Raw genomic sequence first — 18,085 nt, forward strand, 5'->3', positions numbered from 1 at the left:
CCCCCCCCCCCCCCCTGACGGCGACGCGGGAGACCTGGCGGGACAGGTCGCCGGCGACGCGGATGCCCCACGAGGTGGCCGGGAGCCCGGCGGCGGCGCGTTCGGCGAACTCGCCCAGCGTCGTGGCCGAGGGCAGGTCGCCGATCCGGCCGAGCCCGCGCCACGGGTCGTCGGGGAAGGGCCGCAGCGGCACCAGGTCGCCGGTCAGGCCGACGGCGCGGGCCAGGGCGTCGGAGACGCCGGGGTTGGCCACGTCGGCGTTGGTGTGGGCGGTGTAGAGGGCGATGTCGTGCTTGATCAGTTGGTGGATCAGGCGGCCCTTGGGGGTGGTCGCGGCGACGCTCGTCGTACCGCGCAGGTAGAGGGGGTGGTGGGTGACGACGAGGTCGGCGCCCCACTCGACGGCCTCCTCGGCCACGACCGCGACCGGGTCGACCGCGAACAGCACTCGCCGCACCCGCCGCGCCGGGTCGCCGCAGACCAGGCCCACCGCGTCCCAGGACTCGGCCCGGGCGGGCGGGTAGGCCGCCTCGAGCTCTCCGATCACATCCGTCAGCGTCGCTCCAGCCACCAGCGCAGACTACCGGCCCCGGCGGCCGGGAGCGTGATCGGCGAAGGGGTGTCTCCAGAACAGGGTTCGGCGTAATGTAAGTGAATCCTGACACGCGGAGGGCGGGCATGGCACCCAGGGTCGCGATCATCGGAGCGGGGTTCGGCGGACTGTGCATGGCGATCCAGCTCGAACGGGCGGGGATCGGCTCCTACACGGTGTTCGAGAAGGCGGACGATCTCGGAGGGACGTGGCGGGACAACAGCTATCCGGGGGCGGGCTGTGACATCCCGTCGCACCTGTACTCGTACTCGTTCGAGAAGTACGCGAGCTGGACGCGCCGCTACCCGGGACAGCCCGAGATCCTCGAATACCTGGAGCACTGCGCCGGCAAGTACGGCGTCAAGGAGAAGATCCGGTTCGGGACCGAGGTGCGGAGCGCCGTCTTCGACGGCTCCCACTGGGAGGTCACCTGTACGACCGGCGCCCCCGAGACCTACGACGTGGTGGTCATGGGGGTCGGCCAGCTCAACCGCCCCCACCTCCCCGAAATTTCCGGAATGTCGGACTTCGAGGGCACGTCCTTCCACTCCGCCCGCTGGAACCACGACCACGACCTGACCGGCAGGCGCGTCGCCGTCATCGGCAACGGATCGTCGGCCGCCCAGTTCATCCCGCGCGTCGCCGAGCGGGCCGAGCAGCTGACGGTCTTCCAGCGCACGCCGAACTGGGTGATCCCCAAGCCGGACGCCCTGTTCGGCCCGCTGACCAAGCTCGCCTTCCACCTCGTCCCCGGCCTGCAGCGGGCCTACCGCGAGTGGATCTACCGGTACGCGGAAGGCACCCTCTACCCCGCCCTGGCCCAGGGCTGGAGCGCCGGGATGCTGAAGAAGCGGGCCCTGGACCATTTACACGCCCAGGTCGCCGACCCCGAGCTGCGCGCCAAGCTCACCCCCGACTATCCCCCGGGCTGCAAGCGGGTCGTCATCGACAGCAGCTTCTATCCGGCCTTGACCAGACCGAACGTGGACGTCGTGACCGACCCGATCGTGCGGATCACCGCCAAGGGCGTCGAGACCGTCAAGGGGCTGCGCGAGGTGGACACGATCGTGTACGGGACGGGCTTCAGGAGCACAGAATTCCTCGCGCCGATGGACGTCGCAGGACGGGGCGGCACGTCACTGCGGGAGCGGTGGAAGGGCGGCGCGGAGGCGTACCTCGGGATCTCGGTGCCGGACTTCCCGAACCTGTTCATGCTGTACGGCCCGAACACGAACCTGGGCCACAACTCGATCATCTTCATGCTGGAGTGCCAGGTGAACCACATCATGGCCTGCCTGCCGCACCTGTCGGAGCAGGGACCGATCGAGGTGCGGCCCGAGGTGATGGCGGCGTGGAACAGGCAGCTGGAGGCGTCCATGGCCCGGATGGTGTGGGGGAACGGCTGCCGGAGCTGGTACAAGACGGCCGAGGGCCGGGTCACGAACAACTGGCCGGGGCCCACGACGCTGTACCGGCGGCTGACGTCCCGCGCGCCGCGTCCGGCGTACCGGCCGGTAAGGGGGACGGCGGACTGACGAAGCCCCGTCGATATGTTGAGCAGCGACCCACACGTACAAGGCGGTGCTGAACATGACGAACGACCTGCACGAGCGCGCTGTCGTGGCCGACACGCACAACGACCTGCTGATGGCGGTCTCCGCCCGGCCGCCCGAGCGGTGGGCCGGCTTCTTCCGTGAGCAGTGGTTGCCGCAGCTCACCGAGGGCGGGGTGAACCTCCAGGTGCTGCCCGTCTTCATCGACGACGACTACCGTCCGGAGGGGGCGCTGCGCCAGACGCTGCGCATGATCGAGTGCGCCCACGTGCTGGCCGAGGGGAACGCCGACCGGGTCCGGATCTGCCGCACCGGCGCCGACATCGACCGGGCGCTCGCCGACGGCGTGATCGCCCTGGTCATCGCGCTGGAGAGCATGCCGGGGCTGGACGCCAGCGTGGAGCTGATCCCGACCGTGCACCGGCTGGGCGTGCGGGTGGCCTCCATCGCGCACTGGGGGCGCACGCCGCTGGCCGACGGCAGCGGCGAGGACGCCACGGGCAGCGGGCTGACCTCCCACGGCGTGGCCGCGCTGGCGGAGATGGAGCGGCTGGGCATGGTGTTCGACGTCTCGCACCTGGGGGCGTCCGGGGTCGCGCACGTGCTGGAGCTGGCGACCAGGCCGGTCATGGCGACGCACTCCTCGGCGCGGGCGCTGCGCGACCACCACCGCAACCTGACCGACGCGCAGCTGCGCGGGGTGGCGGCGACCGGCGGCGTGGTGTGCGTGAACTTCTTCGCGCCGTTCCTGGCCGACCGCGAGGAGGACGTGTCGCTGGACCGGCTGCTGGACCACATCGAGCACGTGGCGTCGGTGGCCGGGATCGACCACGTGGGGCTGGGGCCGGACTTCATCCGCGAGGTGATGGACGACCTGACGCCGCCCTGCTGCGAGGGCGTCAACAGCAGGGGCGTCGACCCGAGGTCGGCGATCCCCGGGCTGGAGGGGCCGTCCGGGCTGCCCATGGTGACCGAGGGCCTGCTCAAGCGGGGGCTGCCGGAAGAAGACGTGGTCAAGATCGTCGGTGGGAACGTGCGTCGTTTCCTGTGCGAGGGCCTGTCCGGGTAGAAAGGGCCCATGACCGGCGCGGAGGAAGCAGCCAAGCGAAGCGGTGTGACGATCCGCGAGCTGCACGAGATCAGCGAGTTCCTGGACGTCTACCGGCTCTTCGACGACATCTGGCACCCCGACCCGCGCAACGCCCCCGTGTCGGTGGAGCTGATGATCGGCTTCGCCCACGCGGGCGGCTACGTGGCCGGCGCGTACGAGGGCGAGGAGCTGGTCGGCGCCTCGGTCGGCTTCCGCGCCGCCGACCAGGCGCTGCACTCGCACGTGACGGGCGCGGCCATCGGGCGCGGCATCGGGTACGCGCTCAAGCTGCACCAGCGCGAGTGGTGCCTGGAGCGCGGCCTGACCAGCGTCACCTGGACGTTCGACCCCCTGGTCCGCAGGAACGCCCGCTTCAACCTGGCCAAGCTGGGCGCCAGGCCGCGGCGCTACCTGAAGGAGTTCTACGGCGCGATGGCCGACGCGATCAACGAGGGCGACCCGTCCGACCGGCTGATGGCGGTGTGGCGGCTGGACGGGCCCGCGGCGCAGCCGTCGCGGGGGCCGTACGCGCAGGGGGTCGGCACGGACGGGAACCGGCCGGTGATCGGCCCGGTGGCGGGGCCCGCGGTGCTGGTCGCGACCCCGTACGACGTCGAGACGCTGCGGCGCGCGGACCCGGAGGCGGCCCGCGCGTGGCGGCTGGCGGTGCGTGAGGTGCTGGGCGGGCTGATGGCGGACGGCGCCCGGGTCACCGGTTTCACCGGCGACGGCGAATACGTGGTCGAGAGGGGCTGACAGACTGTTCCACCGCGGTTCGGGATCTCTGTAATGTGACGTTACGCGAGTCAGCAAGGAGATCCGCATGACGGAGTTCACCCCCACCGTCCCCGCGAGAGTCCTACCCCCTGTCACTGTCCGCGACCTGCCCGAACCCCCCGGATCCACCTGGCGTGTCATCGGCCCCGGCCTGGTCGGCGCCGGCGTCGGGCTGGCCTCCGGCGAGTTCATCCTCTGGCCGTACATCGCCTCCCAGGTCGGCCTGGTCTTCATCTGGGGCGCGGCGATCGGCATCATCACCCAGTGGTTCCTCAACATGGAGATCGAGCGCTACACCCTCGCCACCGGCGAGACGGCGCTGACCGGCTTCAGCAGGATGTGGAAGCACTGGGGCATCGTCTTCGTCCTGATGACGCTCGCCTCGAACCTGTGGCCCGGCTGGGTCACCACCTCGGCCACGATGGTCACCTACCTGACCGGCTCGGGCGAGGGCAGCGTCCGCTGGATCGCGATCGGCATGCTGGTGGTGATCGCGCTCGGGCTGACGCTGGCGCCGGTCATCTACACCGCGCTCGAACGGGTGATCTTCGTGAAGATCGCCCTGGTGATCACGCTCGCCGTGGTCGCGATCCTGTTCGCCATCAACGCCGACAGCTGGGTCCAGCTGGGCAGGGGCCTGAGCGTCGGCGCGGGCTTCCCCGTGCCGCCGCTGGAGTTCGCCGTGCTCATGGGCGCGATCGCGTACGCGGGCGCGGGCGGCGGCCAGAACCTGTGCCAGAGCAACTGGATCCGCGACAAGGGCTTCGGCATGGGCCTGTACGTGCCGCGCCTGGTCAGCCCGGTGACCGGGCACGAGGAGGCGGCGGCGTCCACGGGCTTCCAGTTCGCCCCGACCAAGGAGAACCTGGCCCGCTGGCGCCAGTGGTGGCGCTTCGCGAACGTCGAGCAGGCCGCGACCTTCGCCTTCGTGTCGTTCGCGACGATCGCCCTCATGTCGATGCTGGCCTACTCGACCGTCTTCGGGAAGCCGGGGCTGGCCAACGGCATCGGCTTCCTCCAGGTCGAGGGCGAGGCGCTGAAGTCGTCGGTCGGGGCGTGGTTCGGCGTGCTGTTCTGGGTGATCGGGGCGCTGTCGCTGTTCGCCTCGGCCATGGGCATCGTGGACTACACCGCGCGGCTCGCCTCCGACACGATCAAGACCGTCTACCTGCGGGAGCGGTCCGTCTCGGTGAACCGCGTCTACTTCTACACGGTGTGGGCGATGGCGGCGATCGGGACGCTGATCCTGCTGGCCGGCTTCGACCAGCCGCTGATCCTGCTGGTGTTCTCCGCCTGCTTCGCGGCGGTGATGATGTTCGTGTACTCGATCCTGCTGATCGTCCTGAACCGCAGGGCGCTGCCGGAGGCGATCAGGGTCAGGTCGTACCGGCTGGGCGCGCTGGTCTGGTCGGTGGCCTTCTTCGGGACGCTGACCGTGCTCGTGGTGATCCAGCAGGCGCAGAAGCTGTTCGGCGGCGGGTGACCGCCCCGAGACCGGTTGACCTCCACCATGCTTGAGGTTGCAGCCTTGGGGCCATGAACGTTGTCGAGGTGACGGGTTTCGGCGGTCCCGAGGTGCTGGCCCACAGGCGGGCCCCGGATCCGGAGGCGGGTCCGGGGCAGGTGGTGGTCGGGGTCTCGGTGGTGGACGTGATGTCCATCGACGCGCAGTTGCGCGCCGGATGGGGGCGGGAGTGGTCCCCGCTGGCCCCGCCGTACGTCCCCGGGACGGGCGTGGCCGGGCACGTGCTGTCCACCGGCGAGGGCGTCGATCCCGCGTGGGCGGGACGGCGGGCGGCGGCGCTGCTCACGGGCGGCGGGTACGCGTCGCGGGCGGTGGCCGAGGTGTCCACGCTGGTCGAGGTGCCCGGCGAGGTGGACCTGCGCGACGCGGCCGCGCTGATCCAGGTGGGCCCGGCCGCGATCAGCCTGGTCGAGGCCGCCGAGCTGAAGCCCGGCGCCCGGGTGCTGGTGACCGGGGCCGGCGGGGCGCTCGGGCTGCCGATCGTCCGGCTGGCGGACGCGCTGGGCGCCCGGGTGACCGCGGCGGCCCACGCCCCGGCCAAGCGGGCGCCGGCCCTGCGGTACGGCGCGGCCGAGGCGGTCGGCTACGACGAGCTGGACGGTGAGTTCGCGGTCGTTTTCGACGGTGTCGGCGGGCAGGTCGGGACGGCCGCGTTCCACCTGGTGGCGCTGGGCGGGACGTTCTTCGCGTACGGCGTGCCCAGCGGCTCCACCGCCCAGGCGGACCCCGAGGAGGCGCGGCGCAAGGGGGTCCGGCTGGTCGGCATGGAGCAGGTGCGGTTCGCGCCCGAGGAGTTCAGGCGGCTGGCCGGGCGGGCGATGGCCGAGGCCGCCGCGGGCCGGCTGGCCACGGAGATCGGGCTGGCCCTGCCGCTGGAGCAGGCGGCGCGGGCGCACGCGGCGCTGGCCTCCAGGGAACTGATCGGCAAGGCGGTGCTGCTCGTCACGGCCGAAGACACGGGCGAGGGGACGGGGGAAAAGGCGGCCGGCGTCACGGCCCGATAGGGGTCCTGTCCTCCCAGATCCCCATGACCTGCCAGATCCGCCGGGTCAGCCGGTTGACCAGGCCGATCTCGACGCACAGCTCGCGCGTCCTGCCCACCGAGTCGCGGATCTCCTGCTTGGCCTCCGGGTTGCGCAGGTACACGTCGGCCACCACCCCCGGCGGGATCCCGAAGCGCCTGATCATCGGCCCGGGCGGCGCGAGCATGATCCTGGCCATCAGGCCCAGGACGAGCGGCGAGAGCACGCCGAGCATGAGCCGCCGGCGGCGCGGCATGCGGGGCACCCGGTTGCGCAGGTAGTGGCGGGCGAAGGAGATGTGCCGGGCCTCCTCCGCGATGTGGATGCGGATGATCGCCTCTTCGAGGGGGTGGTGGGCCCGGCCGTCCTTGAGCAGCTTGCGCTGGACGTGGTCGATGGGGTCCTCACCGCCGAGCACGAACACGAAGAACAGCTCGGTCGAGATCAGCGGGATCCAGGGCGCCACCTGGGCGAGGAAGGATAACGGGCCGGGCATGCCGCGTATCGGGAGCTTCGTCCTGTTGACGAACTCCTGGAACATCATCCCGTGGTGCCCCTCCTCGATGGTCTCGTGGTAGACGTACCGGAACTCCGGCGACCCGTTGGGCAGGCGGTAGGCGTAGTTGAGCAGCCCGCGCTTGAGCAGGTTCTCGAACTGCAGGCCGATCTTCATGGCCGTCGCCACGCGCCATAAGCCGATCATGGCGCGGGTCTCGGGCGGGCGGGCGAGGTACCAGGGGTGGCCGCCCAGCTTGTCCACGTCCGGCAGCTCCCAGCGCGGGTCGGCCTGGTCGACGTGGAAGTCGGGATCGTCCCACGGGATGTCCTTGTACGGCTCCCAGTGCTTGTCCACCGAAGCCTTCGACAGGCGGGCGATGACGGCTTCGTAGGCGCTTCTCTCGGCGACCTGGAGGTCGCCCTCTCTGGCGGGGACGGCGCGTGGCATCGGCTGCTCCTCTCATCGCCCGCTAATTGTACGAATCATCCAATAAGAGGTGAAGGGTGATGCGGATCACAGCCGGTGGGTCACAGGTCCTCGGGGTTCAGGCCCACCTCCCGGGCGGCGCTGGCGCGGACGAGCTGGGTGGCCCGGCGGCGGGAGATGGCCTTCGGGTGCACGTGGATCTGCAGGGCCAGCCCGTCGCTCAGCGCGAAGATCCGCCAGGCGGAGGACTCGGGGTCGGCGCAGACGAAGTCGCCGGAGGCCACGCCGGCCTCGATGATCCCGCGCAGCACCGCCCGGCCGCGCGCGTCGAGCCGTCGCGAGGTCTGCTCCAGCTCCTTGTTGCGCATCGACTCCGCCGTCGCGTCGATCCACAGCCGCCAGCCCTCCGACGAGCCGGCGGGCGAGGAGCGCCGCATCAGCATGCGCAGCCGCTCGCGCGGGGAGGCGGCCGAGCGCTCGATCTCCTCCAGCAGATCCTGGTGCAGCCGGGCGGCGTGGGCGAACGCCAGCGCGAACAGCTCGTCCTTGGTGCCGAAGTGGTAGAACAGCAGCGCCTGGCTCACGCCCGCGGCGCGGGCGATGTCCACTGTCCGGGTGTGCCCGAACCCCCGCTCGGCGATCACCTCGCAGGCGGTCCTCAGCAAGTCCTCACGCCGTAATCGGCTGAAACCCCGTGTCACAGCGGGACACTCTAACTACTGCTCCCACGGTATATGGAGGACAAACCGGGCGCCGGTCGGGGAATCTTCCAAAGAGAGCGTGCCGCCGTGCCTGACCGCGATCTCCCTGGCGATCGGCAGCCCGAGCCCGGTGCCGCCGGCGTCGCGGTTGCGTGAGGCGTCGAGCCTGGTGAACCGCCGGAAGACGTGCTCGCGCTGGTCCGGCGCGATCCCCGCGCCGTCGTCGAGCACCTCCAGCACGGCCCCCTCGTCGTCCGCGCCCACGCTCACCGTGATCATGGACTCGGCGTGACGTTCGGCGTTGTCGAGCAGGTTCGCCAGCAGGCGGGTCAGGCGCAGCCGGTCGCCGGTCACCACCACGCCGGGGCGCAGCCGCATCACCACCCGTTTGCCGTCGGGCCGCCGGGCCATCTCCTCCTCGACCAGCCCGGCCAGGTCCACCCGGTCACGCGCCCCCGGCGCTCCCGCGTCCAGCCTGGCCAGGGTGAGCAGGTCGGCCACGATCGCCTGGAGCCGGTCGAGGCTGGTCAGCAGCGCCTCGGCGGTCCGCGGCCAGTCGGCCTCGCCGGGATGCAGCATCGCCTCCTCGATCTGGGTGCGCATCGCGGTGAGCGGGCTGCGCAGGTCGTGCGAGGCGTCGGCGGCGAACCTGCGCTCCTGCTCCACCGCGTGCTCCAGCCGGTCGAGGGTGGCGTTCACAGTGTGGGCGAGGTCGTCGAGCTCGTCCCGGTGCCGGGAGTGCGGCACCCGGCGGCCCAGATCGGTGGCGGTGATCTCGGCCAGCTCGCTCCTGATCCCGATGACCGGCCGCAGCGCCCTGTTGACGGTCAGCCAGGACGCCAGGGCGGTGATCGCGGACAGCAGCAGCACGCCGAGCAGCACGCCCAGGACGTAGAGAGGGTCGATGTACCAGGGGATGGCGGGCGTGTAGGTGTAGACCGCCCACGTCTCCCCCCGGGCCGAGGCCAGGTTGCCGACGGCGATCAGGCACTTCTCGTCCCGGACCCGCGTGGAGCAGAGCGTGGTGACCAGGCGCATGTCGGCGGCGGCCGGCTTCTCGGCGGTGAGCGGCGGCAGCCCCAGCAGCCGCTGACTGGCCTGGCGCACCTCGCCTCGCGGGTCGACCACCTGGATGAGGTCGACGTCCTCGGTGACGGCCACCGGCTTGAGCTTGTCGGGCGCGAACCTGGCCACGTTGTACGCGATCCGCCGCCCCGCCATGGCCGCCCGGTCGGTCACGTACCCGGTGAGCAGGGTGTGCACGAGCGGCGTGACGAGCAGCATGACGAGCGAGTAGCCGATCAGCGCGTTCATGAAGGCCGCCGCCGTGAGCCTGCGCCGCACCGACCACCGGACGAACATCGCTCAGTCCTCCTTGAGCGGCAGCCGCAGGACGAAGTCGGCGCCCGTGTCGGACTCCTCCACCGTCAGCGTGCCGCCGTGGGCCGTGGCGATCTCGCGCGCGATGGACAGCCCGAGCCCGGTGCCGCCCGAGTCGCGGCTGCGCGCGGCGTCCAGCCGGGTGAACCGCTCGAAGATCGCCTCGCGGTGCTCCGGCGCGATCCCGGCGCCGTCGTCGAGCACCTCCAGCACGGCCAGCGAGGCGTGGCTGCGCACCGCCACCACGACCTGGGAGACGGCGTGGCGCTCGCCGTTGTCCAGCAGGTTGGTCAGCAGGCGGGCCAGTTGCAGCCGGTCCCCCATGACGGTCACCCCCGGCCACATGGTGGTGATCACCTGCTTGGAGCGCGGCCTGACCGTCTCGGCCCGGACCAGCTCGGAGAGGTCGATGGGCTCGCGTACGGCGGGCGCGCCCGCGTCCAGCTTGGCCAGCGCCAGCAGGTCCTCCACGATGCACTGGAGCCGGTCCATGCTGCCCAGCAGGGCCTGCCCGGTGCCGGGCCAGTCGGCGTCGCCGGGGTGCATCATGGCCTCCTCGACCTGCGCGCGCATCGCGGTGATCGGGCTGCGCAGGTCGTGCGAGGCGTCGGAGACGAACCGGCGCTGCCGCTCGACCGCCCCCTCCAGCCGGTCGAGCGTCTGGTTGGCGGTCTGCGCCAGCGCCTTGATCTCGTCGGCGTTCTCCGGCACCGGCACGCGTTTGCCGAGGTCGGTGGCGGTGATCTCGGCGAGCCTGGTACGGATGCGGTCCACCGGGCCGAGTGTCCTGGCCACCACCCGCGAGACGCCGAACCAGGTCAGCGCCACCAGCACGAGGACGCATCCGGCCAGGAACGCCAGCACGGCGGGGTGCACGTACCAGGGCGCCACGTCCGTGGCCGCGTAGATCAGCCAGTCGCCGTCCTCCTGGTAGATGCGCACGGCGGCCACGATCTGGCAGCTGCCGGGGTAGTGGGGCAGGTCGCACGCGATCTGGGTGCGGTTGGCGTTGTCCTCGGCGGGCTCCAGGCGGGTCAGGGGACCGAACGTGGCGACGTTCTCGGTGGCGGCCACCACGCGGCCGCGCACGTTGACGACCTGGGCCCATTTCGCGTCGCTGCTGATCACCGCGGGCAGGGTGCCGCGCTTGGCCAGGTGCACGAGGCGAAAGGCGGCGGTGAGCGCTTTGTCCGAGCTGATGTCCATGGCCGTGTTGTGCACGGCGTACAGCACGAAGCCGCTCACCACGACGCACAGCAGCGCCATGGCCGCGCTCGCGAACAGCGTCAGCCGCGCACGCACGGACCGGCCGAACCGTGTGATCACGCCTTTCCCCCCGCGATCAGACGATCACAGGAAAGGCCCTTCGCCCTAATTACCGGAGATTCATCAACAAAGGGCGACAAATACGTATAAATGACCGCCAGAGCAATGCTCTGTACGGGGTCGATCCCGCTGGTTAGAGTAAGTGAGCACTGATGCCAGGGAGACGATGTGAACCTTGATGAGTACCAGCTCGCAGCCAGGGCCTGGCTGGAGGAGAACGCGGCGGACGACTCCCCGGAGTCCGACCCGGTCGTCAGGTCCAAGGAGTTCATGGCCAAGCTGTACGACGCCGGCTATTCCGGCATCACCTGGCCCGAGCGCTGGGGCGGCCAGGGGCTGACCCAGGCGGAGGAGCGCGCGTTCAGCACGGCGGCGCGCGACTTCACCCTCCCCATCTACGTCTTCTCGATCGGCCTCGGCATGACCGGCCCGACGCTGGTCGACCGGGGCACCGACGAGCAGCGCGAGCGCTTCGTCCGGCCGCTGCTGCGCGGCGAGGAGATCTGGTGCCAGCTCTTCTCCGAGCCGGGCGCGGGCAGCGACGTGGCCAGCCTCCAGACCCGCGCCGTGCGCGACGGCGACGGCTGGGTGGTCAACGGCCAGAAGGTCTGGACGTCGGTCGCCCACCACGCCGACTGGGGCCTGCTGCTGGCCCGCACCGACGTGGAGGTGCCCAAGCACAAGGGCCTGACGATGTTCGTGGTGGACATGCGCCACCCGGGCGTGACCGTCCGGCCGCTGAAGGACATGTCGGGCAGGTCCAACTTCAACGAGATCTTCTTCGACGACGTCCCCATCCCGGACGAGCACCGCGTCGGCGAGGTCAACGACGGCTGGAGCGTCGCGGTGACGACGCTGCTGCACGAGCGGCTGTCGATCTCGGCGGGCGTCGGCATGGGCACCGGCAGGGACGACCCCACGGCGCTCGCGGCGCTGCGCGAGGTGGTCGACACGAGCGACCCGCTGGTCCGCGACGAGCTGGTGGAGCTGCACATCCGCAACCGCGCGCTGGCGCTGTTCAACCAGCGCCTCGCCCAGGAGACCAAGGCCGGGATCTTCCCCGGCGCGCGGGGCAGCGCGGCCAAGCTGCTGCTGGCCGAGCTGACCCTGTACCAGGCGGACCTGGGCACCCGGCTGGTCGGGCCCGACTCGGTCGTCGACGGCCATCCGCTCTCGCATGCGATCTCCCTGTCCCCGGCCATGTCGCTGGGCGGCGGCACGAACGAGATCATGCGCAACATCGTCGGTGACCGGGTGCTGGGGCTGCCGCCCGAGCCCCGGGTGGACAAGACCGTGCCGTTCAAGGACCTGAAGGTGGGGACGCAGGGGTGAAGCTCGTACTCAGCGAGGAGCAGCGGGAGCTGCGCACGGCCGTCCGCTCGTTCCTGGCGGCGGCCTCGCCGCTGCCCAAGGTGCGCGAGGGCTACGACCGTGAGGTGTACGCGCGGCTCAACGGCGAGCTGGGGCTGTCCGGGCTGATCGTCGCGGAGGAGTACGGCGGCGCGGGCGCGGGCTTCGCCGAGCTGGCCGTGGCGCTGGAGGAGACGGGCGCGGCGCTGCTGCCGGGGCCGTTCCTGTCCACGGTCTTCGCCACGATCGCGCTCACCGAGGCGGCGGACAAGGAGCTGCTCTCCGGCATCGCCGAGGGCCGGATCACCGCCACGCTGGCCACCGGCCCGCTCGACCGGGTGATCAACGGCATGGAGGCCGACGTCCTGCTCGTGCCGGAGGGCGACGTGCTGACGGCCGTCGAGCTCGACGGCCCCGGCGTCACCAGGACCCCGCTGGAGACGCTGGACCTGACCCGCGGCCAGGCGAGCGTGCGGCTCGACGGCGCCTCCCTGCGGGCGCTCGGCCCGGTGCCCGGCGGGCTGGGCGACCGGCTGGCCGTGGCGCTGGCCGCCGAGCAGCTCGGCGTGCTGCGGGCCTCGCTGGAGGCCATCGTCGCGTACGCGAAGATCCGGGTGGCCTTCGGCCGCTACATCGGCTCCTACCAGGGCGTCAAGCACAAGCTCGCCGACATGCACTGCAAGCTCGAACAGGCCGAGTCGATCGTCCGCTTCGCCGCCTGGGCCGCCGACGAGTCGCCCGGGGAGCTGCCGCAGGCGGCGGCGCTGGCCCAGGCGTACGTGGGACGCGCCTGCTTCGAGGTGGCGCGCGACCACCTGCTGCTGCACGGCGGCATAGGCTTCACCTGGGAGCACGACGCGCACCTGTTCTACAAGAGGGCCAAGGCGGACGAGGTGCTGCTCGGGCCGCCGCGGATCCACCGGTCCCGCCTCGCCGAGCTACTGGAGCTGTAGATGGACGTCACCGGTCTTCCCGGCTTCTACGCCATCGCCGCGGCCGACCCCGGCCGGCTCGCGGTGATCGACACCGACGGCAGCCGCACCACGTACGGCGAGCTGCTCACGAGGGTCAACCAGGTGTCGCACGGCCTGCGCGCCCGCGGGCTGAGCGAGGGCGACGTGGTGGCGGGAGTGCTGCCCAACGGCATCGACGCCGTGATCATGCTGATGGCGACGGGGCAGATCGGCCTGTACTACGTGCCGATCAACTGGCATCTCACCGAGCCCGAGGTGGCCTACATCCTGTCCGACTGCGACGCCAAGATCGTGGTCACCAGCCCCGAGTACGCCGTGCCCGGCGGCGAGATCGGCACCGCGGGGCTGGCCGAGGGACAGCCGGGCGAGGCTCCCGGGGAGCGGACCCTGGGCGCGGTCATGTGGTACACCTCCGGCACCACCGGCTTCCCCAAGGGCGTGCAGCGCAAGCTGCCGGGCACCGACCCGGAGTCGGTCGTCCCCCTGTACGTGTGGTTCTTCGGCGAGGTCGTGGACCTGACGCCCGGCGACGGCGTGCACCTGGTGACCTCGCCGATGTACCACTCGGCGCCGTGCGCGCACACGCAGTTCGCGCTGCACTTCGGGCACACGGTGGTGATCACCCCGCGCTTCGACCCGGAGAACATCCTGGAGCTGGTCGAACGCCACCAGGTGACCAACGCCATGATGGTGCCGACGATGTTCCACCGGATGCTCCAGCTTCCCGACGAGGTCAAGGCCCGCTACGACGTCTCCAGCCTGCGGCAGGTCATCCACACCGCCGCCGCCTGCCCCGTGGCGGTCAAGCGGGGGATCATGGACTGGTGGGGGCCGGTGCTCTACGAGTACTACGGCTCGACCGAGTCGACGATCGCCTTCTCGGTCAAGCCGCACGACTGGCTGGCCAGGCCGGGCACGGTCGGCAGGCCGGCGCCCACGTTCGAGACGAAGATCCTGGACGAGGCCGGCGAGGAGCTGCCGCCGGGCGAGCCCGGCCTGGTCTACGTCAAGTCCAGCCTGGGCAACTTCGAGTACCGCAAGGACCCGGCCAAGACCGCGGCCAGCATGCGCGGCGAGTGGTACACCCCGGGCGACATCGGCTACCTCGACAAGGACGGCTTCCTGTTCCTGTGCGACCGGCGCACCGACCTGATCGTCTCCGGCGGGGTGAACATCTACCCGGCCGAGATCGAGGCGGCGCTGCTGGAGCACTCCTCGGTGGCCGACGTGGCGGTGATCGGGGCGCCCGACGAGGAGTGGGGGCACAATGTGGTCGCCCTGGTCGAGCCGGTGCCGGGCGCGACACCCGGCCCGGAGCTCACCGCCGAGCTGCTGGAGCACCTCGGGCCGCGGATCGCCAGGTTCAAGCACCCGAAGGTGATCGAGTACCGCGAGAAGCTCCCCCGGACGCCGACGGGGAAGCTGTCGCGCTACCGGGTCAGGCAGGAGTTCCTCGACGCGCGCCGATGACCAGCTCGTCGGTGTACCCCTTCCGGTCACCCAGGTAGAAGGTGGTCGACAGGGTGCGCTCGTGCGTGTCGAACACCGTGCTCCAGAGCGTGCGGAACGGCGTCCCGCTGTCCGGGCGGACCTCCCGCAGGCTCTGGCGCAGGTACTCGGGTGACATGGTCGCGCCCTTGCTGCTCTCGTACAGCGAGCGCAGCCGGGCGAACGTCTCGAAGCTGGCCTCGCTGTCCTCGGGCAGGTTCATCGGGTCGGGGTTGCGGTGCAGCAGGTGGTTGGTGACGCAGAGCGGGGCGTCGCCGAACTCGACGATGTGCTCGCTGCCGTCCTTGCCGCGCTCCCACACGAACGCCCCGCCGTGCGCGTCGGCCACCAGGTAGTGCAGGGGCAGGCCGTGGTCGTACTGCTTGGCGCCGAGCAGCGCCTGCTTGGCCTGCTCGACGTTCTCGCACGTGTCCACCAGGAACCTCGGCAGCTGCACGCTGCCCACGCCCACCTGCGGCGCGACGTGCTCCGGCGGCTCGACGTCGGAGTAGTCGGCCATGAGCAGCATGACCGCGAGCCCGGCCTCGTTGATCGCGTCCATGGCGCCGTCGAGGCCGTTCATCGTGATGACCGCGGTGGCCAGGCCCTCGTCGGGCAGCATGGTGATCACGTACGGCCTGGAGGCCATCGGCAGCTCACCCGGCCGCGCGGAGCCGCCCATGATCTCGCTGGTCGTCGTGGTGAAGAAGTCGTAGTTGCGGCCCACCCTGCCGTGGCCGTCGGTGCTCGCGGACGGCGGGCACCACAGGGCCGAGCAGCCCGAGCCGTCGGGCACGTAGTTCAGGTCGTCCAGCGCCAGCTCGTCCTGGTCGGGGTCGAGGCCGAGCGCCTCGGCCGCGCCGTCCATGCGGGCGTGGTGCTGCGGCCAGTGCCGCTCGAACCAGGTCCTGCGGGCCCGGTTGACGGCCGGGGCGGCGGGGACCGGGGTCCAGCCGAGCCGGCGGGCCTCCTCGGTGAGCGCCCGGCCGATCTCGGTCTGGCTCCCCGAGAGGGTGAGGTGGCGGACGAGCTGGTAGTCGTCCCGGCCGCCGGCGATCTGCGTCATGTTCTTCATGTGCCTCAGGCTGGCCGGGGGCGCTGACCGGGCTCCTACCGTTCGCTGACCGCCCGGCCCGCGGCCCGCTCGGCGGCCCGCCGGTACCGGTCGGACATGCGCAGGACCGCCTCGGCCAGCTCCGGCGGGTCGAGCACCTCGAAGTCCACGCCGATGAGCCCGATCCACACCGCCATGCCGTTCAGGTCGTCGGCGCCGATCCTGATCCGGCAGGTCGCCTCGTCCACCGGCTCGATCTCCAGCCCGAGCGGCAGGTGACGGACGTCCTCGGCGGGGGCGTGCAGCAGCACCGTCCCGCGGTAGCGCCACATCGCCGTGTTGAGGCCCCTCTCCACGTACGCGCCCACGTCCCCGTCGCCGGGCAGCTCACGCGGGGTGAACCGGGGGCCGCCCGGCGTCCTGGGCCGGATCCGGTCCACCCGGAAGGTCCGCCAGTCGCGCCGCTCGATGTCGTAGGCGACCAGGTACCAGCGTCCGCGCCGGTGCGCGAGCCGGTACGGCTCCGCCTCGCGCGCCGTCGCCGTCCCGTCGTGGCCGGTGTAGTCGAAGCGCAGGCGCTCGTGGTCGCGGGCGGCGTTCGCGATCGTGGTCAGCACCTCGGGCGCCACGGACGGCACCCGGCCGGGGATCTGCACCGTGTAGGCGTTCAGCGCGCTGACGCGGCGGCGCAGCCGGGACGGCAGCACCTGCTCCAGCTTGGCCAGCGCCCGCACCGAGCTCTCCTCGATGCCCTGGACGCCGCCGCCGGCCGCCCTGCCCAGCCCGACGGCCACCGCGACGGCCTCCTCGTCGTCGAGCAGCAGCGGCGGCAGCGCGGCCCCGGCGCCGAGCCGGTAGCCGCCCGCGACGCCCGGCGTGGCGTGCACGGGGTAGCCGAGGCTGCGCAGCCGCTCGACGTCGTTGCGGATGGTCCGGGTCGAGACGCCCAGGCGGGAGGACAGCTCCGGGCCCGACCAGTCCCGGTGCGACTGGAGGAGGGACAGCAGCTTGAGCAGGCGGGCCGAGGTTTCCAGCATGCCTGTCAGTGTGCCGCCTATTGCGGAAAGGCTCGTTCCTTCATGGGCGGCGGGCTGTCAGAACTTGCGTGACGTGGCGGTGCTCCCACACCCCCGACGGGTTGTCGGCGAGCAGCGCGCGCCTGACCGCCTCCATGTACGCCTCCACGCGATCGCCCAGCCGGGCGGGCGTGGAGTAGGAGAACGAGAGCTGCAGCCCCAGCACCGCGTCAAGATCCCAGGTCAGCCGCCGCTCGAACAGGTGCGACTCCATCCGGCTGAACGGCGAGCGGGCCAGCACGTCGTCATGGTGCTCCCCGGTGGCCTGGTACGAGTCGCGCGCCCTGAGCTCGCCGACCCCGAACGCGGCCCGCACCCGCCGCACGACCGGCTCCCATCGGCCCTCCTCGGGCTCGCGGGACGGCCCGATCAGCGCCACCGCCCCCTCCTTGGGCAGCAGGCGGTCGAACTCCGCCAGCACCGCCAGACGGTCCATCCAGTGGAACGACCTGCCCATGACCACGTCGTCGAAGGCCGGCAGCGCGGCGACGGCCGTGGAGTCGCCGTGCAGCCAGCGGACGTTCGGGACGCCGGCGGCCAGCCGCCTGCCCTCGGCCAGCATCTCCTCGTCCGGGTCCACGGCGATCACCTCCCGCACGGCGCCGGCCAGCGGGATCGCCACCGTGCCGGGGCCGCAGCCCAGGTCGAGGACCCGGCTGTCCGGCCCGAACTCCGCGGCCAGGCAGGCGATCGCCTCGTCCCCGTGGCCCGGCCGGTACTTGGCGTAGTAGGGGGCGGCGCCGCCGAAGAGGTTCGTCATGGGTGAGACGATATGCAGATTCGTGAACGGCCGACGAAAGGTTTTCGACCGGTGAGGCGCCTGCTCGTGGTCCTGCTGCTGGCCTGCTCCGGGATGGGCGTCGCACTGCCCGCCTCGGCGCACAACGTGCTGGTCGGCAGCGACCCGCGCGACGGGACGACGCTGTCGGCCTCGCCCGCGCGGATCACCCTGCTGTTCGACCAGGTGGTGCGCCAGGGGTACGCGCAGGTGGGCGTGACCGGGGCCGACGGGGCCTCCTGGGCCGCCGGGACGGCCGTGGTCGCCGCCGAGAAGGTGTCGGTCGCGGTCAGGCCGTTGCCGGCGGGCGGGGCGTACGTGGTGGGGTACCGGATCCTGTCGGCGGACGGGCATCCGGTGTCGGGGAAGATCAGCTTCAGCCTGGCGGCGGACGCGACGGGCGTACGGGAGGGGGCCGACGGCCCTTCCGCCTCCGCCGCTTCCGATGCCTCGGCTGCCTCCGCCGCCTCGGCC

General features: G+C 71.7%; 17 protein-coding genes. 9 read left to right on the forward strand and 8 right to left on the reverse strand.

Translation table 11 applies throughout. The annotated features are described in order from the left end of the window. On the reverse strand, nt 1–547 hold a 547-nt coding region (locus tag KME77_RS13560), incomplete at its 3' end, for a Nif3-like dinuclear metal center hexameric protein (protein ID WP_308250691.1). A 131-nt stretch (nt 548–678) separates the two neighbouring features. Between KME77_RS13560 and KME77_RS13565 the strand changes: the two genes are divergently transcribed. From KME77_RS13565 to KME77_RS13585, 5 genes are all read left to right on the forward strand, one after another. Continuing rightward, entirely contained in the window at nt 679–2,127 is a 1,449-nt protein-coding gene (locus tag KME77_RS13565; RefSeq protein ID WP_219466643.1) for a flavin-containing monooxygenase, read from the forward strand. A 55-nt stretch (nt 2,128–2,182) separates the two neighbouring features. After that, nucleotides 2,183–3,214 (forward strand): dipeptidase, encoded by a 1,032-nt coding sequence (locus tag KME77_RS13570; protein ID WP_219466645.1) that lies wholly within the window; start codon nt 2,183–2,185, stop codon nt 3,212–3,214. Nucleotides 3,215–3,223: 9 nt separating this feature from the next. Continuing rightward, nucleotides 3,224–3,991, forward strand: a complete 768-nt coding sequence (locus KME77_RS13575; protein ID WP_219466647.1) for a GNAT family N-acetyltransferase — start codon at nt 3,224–3,226, stop codon at nt 3,989–3,991. 67 nt (nt 3,992–4,058) lie between these two features. Further along, entirely contained in the window at nt 4,059–5,495 is a 1,437-nt protein-coding gene (locus KME77_RS13580) for an Nramp family divalent metal transporter (RefSeq protein ID WP_219466650.1), read from the forward strand. 53 nt (nt 5,496–5,548) lie between these two features. Beyond that, nucleotides 5,549–6,541: a zinc-binding dehydrogenase gene (locus tag KME77_RS13585; protein WP_219466652.1), complete on the forward strand. Its 993-nt coding sequence runs from the start codon at nt 5,549–5,551 to the stop codon at nt 6,539–6,541. Here the strand turns inward: KME77_RS13585 and KME77_RS13590 are convergent. From KME77_RS13590 to KME77_RS13605, 4 genes are all read right to left on the reverse strand, one after another. Beyond that, nucleotides 6,528–7,505: an AurF N-oxygenase family protein gene (locus KME77_RS13590; protein ID WP_219466654.1), complete on the reverse strand. Its 978-nt coding sequence runs from the start codon at nt 7,503–7,505 to the stop codon at nt 6,528–6,530. The two genes, KME77_RS13585 and KME77_RS13590, sit on opposite strands and share 14 nt — an antisense overlap. Before the next feature lie 80 nt (nt 7,506–7,585). Beyond that, the gene (locus tag KME77_RS13595; RefSeq protein WP_246609709.1) at nt 7,586–8,149 is read right to left on the reverse strand and encodes a TetR/AcrR family transcriptional regulator; all 564 of its coding nucleotides are present in this window, start codon (nt 8,147–8,149) and stop codon (nt 7,586–7,588) included. Between the two features lie 51 nt (nt 8,150–8,200). Continuing rightward, complete coding sequence (locus tag KME77_RS13600) at nt 8,201–9,547, reverse strand: sensor histidine kinase (RefSeq protein ID WP_219466659.1); 1,347 nt, start codon at nt 9,545–9,547, stop codon at nt 8,201–8,203. A 3-nt stretch (nt 9,548–9,550) separates the two neighbouring features. Beyond that, a complete protein-coding gene (locus KME77_RS13605; RefSeq protein ID WP_308250692.1) occupies nt 9,551–10,891 on the reverse strand; it encodes a sensor histidine kinase in 1,341 nt (446 codons plus the stop codon). 168 nt (nt 10,892–11,059) lie between these two features. Between KME77_RS13605 and KME77_RS13610 the strand changes: the two genes are divergently transcribed. Genes KME77_RS13610 through KME77_RS13620 form a run of 3 tightly spaced genes read left to right on the forward strand, consistent with a single transcriptional unit; the run spans nt 11,060 to nt 14,685 of the window. Further along, nucleotides 11,060–12,223: an acyl-CoA dehydrogenase family protein gene (locus tag KME77_RS13610; RefSeq protein ID WP_219466671.1), complete on the forward strand. Its 1,164-nt coding sequence runs from the start codon at nt 11,060–11,062 to the stop codon at nt 12,221–12,223. Then, a complete protein-coding gene (locus KME77_RS30285; RefSeq protein ID WP_219466673.1) occupies nt 12,220–13,194 on the forward strand; it encodes an acyl-CoA dehydrogenase family protein in 975 nt (324 codons plus the stop codon). Before KME77_RS13610 ends, KME77_RS30285 begins: the two co-directional genes overlap by 4 nt. Further along, nucleotides 13,195–14,685: an AMP-binding protein gene (locus tag KME77_RS13620; protein ID WP_219466676.1), complete on the forward strand. Its 1,491-nt coding sequence runs from the start codon at nt 13,195–13,197 to the stop codon at nt 14,683–14,685. Here KME77_RS13620 and KME77_RS13625 read toward each other — a convergent pair. The 3 genes from KME77_RS13625 to KME77_RS13635 are packed head-to-tail and all read right to left on the reverse strand — an operon-like array spanning nt 14,654 to nt 17,593. Continuing rightward, on the reverse strand, nt 14,654–15,778 hold the full coding sequence (locus KME77_RS13625; protein ID WP_219466678.1) for a C45 family autoproteolytic acyltransferase/hydrolase: 1,125 nt from the start codon (nt 15,776–15,778) through the stop codon (nt 14,654–14,656). The two genes, KME77_RS13620 and KME77_RS13625, sit on opposite strands and share 32 nt — an antisense overlap. A gap of 35 nt (nt 15,779–15,813) precedes the next feature. Beyond that, nucleotides 15,814–16,794, reverse strand: a complete 981-nt coding sequence (locus KME77_RS13630; RefSeq protein WP_219466680.1) for a helix-turn-helix transcriptional regulator — start codon at nt 16,792–16,794, stop codon at nt 15,814–15,816. Between the two features lie 40 nt (nt 16,795–16,834). Next, a complete protein-coding gene (locus tag KME77_RS13635) occupies nt 16,835–17,593 on the reverse strand; it encodes a class I SAM-dependent methyltransferase (RefSeq protein ID WP_219466681.1) in 759 nt (252 codons plus the stop codon). Nucleotides 17,594–17,644: 51 nt separating this feature from the next. On the opposite strand from KME77_RS13635, the gene KME77_RS13640 reads away from it, so the two are divergent. Next, a partial coding sequence (locus KME77_RS13640; protein ID WP_219466683.1) for a copper resistance CopC family protein occupies nt 17,645–18,085 on the forward strand: 441 nt, incomplete at its 3' end.

The organism is Nonomuraea rhizosphaerae (genome assembly GCF_019396405.1).
Taxonomy (GTDB): domain Bacteria; phylum Actinomycetota; class Actinomycetes; order Streptosporangiales; family Streptosporangiaceae; genus Nonomuraea; species Nonomuraea rhizosphaerae.

What these genes read in the sequence shown, in the direction of transcription:
- KME77_RS13630 (WP_219466680.1), bottom strand. Translation starts at nt 16,794, where the DNA reads ATGCTGGAAACCTCGGCCCGCCTGCTCAAGCTGCTGTCCCTCCTCCAG.
- KME77_RS13565 (WP_219466643.1), top strand. Translation starts at nt 679, where the DNA reads ATGGCACCCAGGGTCGCGATCATCGGAGCGGGGTTCGGCGGACTGTGC.
- KME77_RS13575 (WP_219466647.1), top strand. Translation starts at nt 3,224, where the DNA reads ATGACCGGCGCGGAGGAAGCAGCCAAGCGAAGCGGTGTGACGATCCGC.
- KME77_RS13635 (WP_219466681.1), bottom strand. Translation starts at nt 17,593, where the DNA reads ATGACGAACCTCTTCGGCGGCGCCGCCCCCTACTACGCCAAGTACCGG.
- KME77_RS13590 (WP_219466654.1), bottom strand. Translation starts at nt 7,505, where the DNA reads ATGCCACGCGCCGTCCCCGCCAGAGAGGGCGACCTCCAGGTCGCCGAG.
- KME77_RS13625 (WP_219466678.1), bottom strand. Translation starts at nt 15,778, where the DNA reads ATGAAGAACATGACGCAGATCGCCGGCGGCCGGGACGACTACCAGCTC.
- KME77_RS13580 (WP_219466650.1), top strand. Translation starts at nt 4,059, where the DNA reads ATGACGGAGTTCACCCCCACCGTCCCCGCGAGAGTCCTACCCCCTGTC.
- KME77_RS13600 (WP_219466659.1), bottom strand. Translation starts at nt 9,547, where the DNA reads ATGTTCGTCCGGTGGTCGGTGCGGCGCAGGCTCACGGCGGCGGCCTTC.
- KME77_RS13570 (WP_219466645.1), top strand. Translation starts at nt 2,183, where the DNA reads ATGACGAACGACCTGCACGAGCGCGCTGTCGTGGCCGACACGCACAAC.
- KME77_RS13585 (WP_219466652.1), top strand. Translation starts at nt 5,549, where the DNA reads ATGAACGTTGTCGAGGTGACGGGTTTCGGCGGTCCCGAGGTGCTGGCC.
- KME77_RS13620 (WP_219466676.1), top strand. Translation starts at nt 13,195, where the DNA reads ATGGACGTCACCGGTCTTCCCGGCTTCTACGCCATCGCCGCGGCCGAC.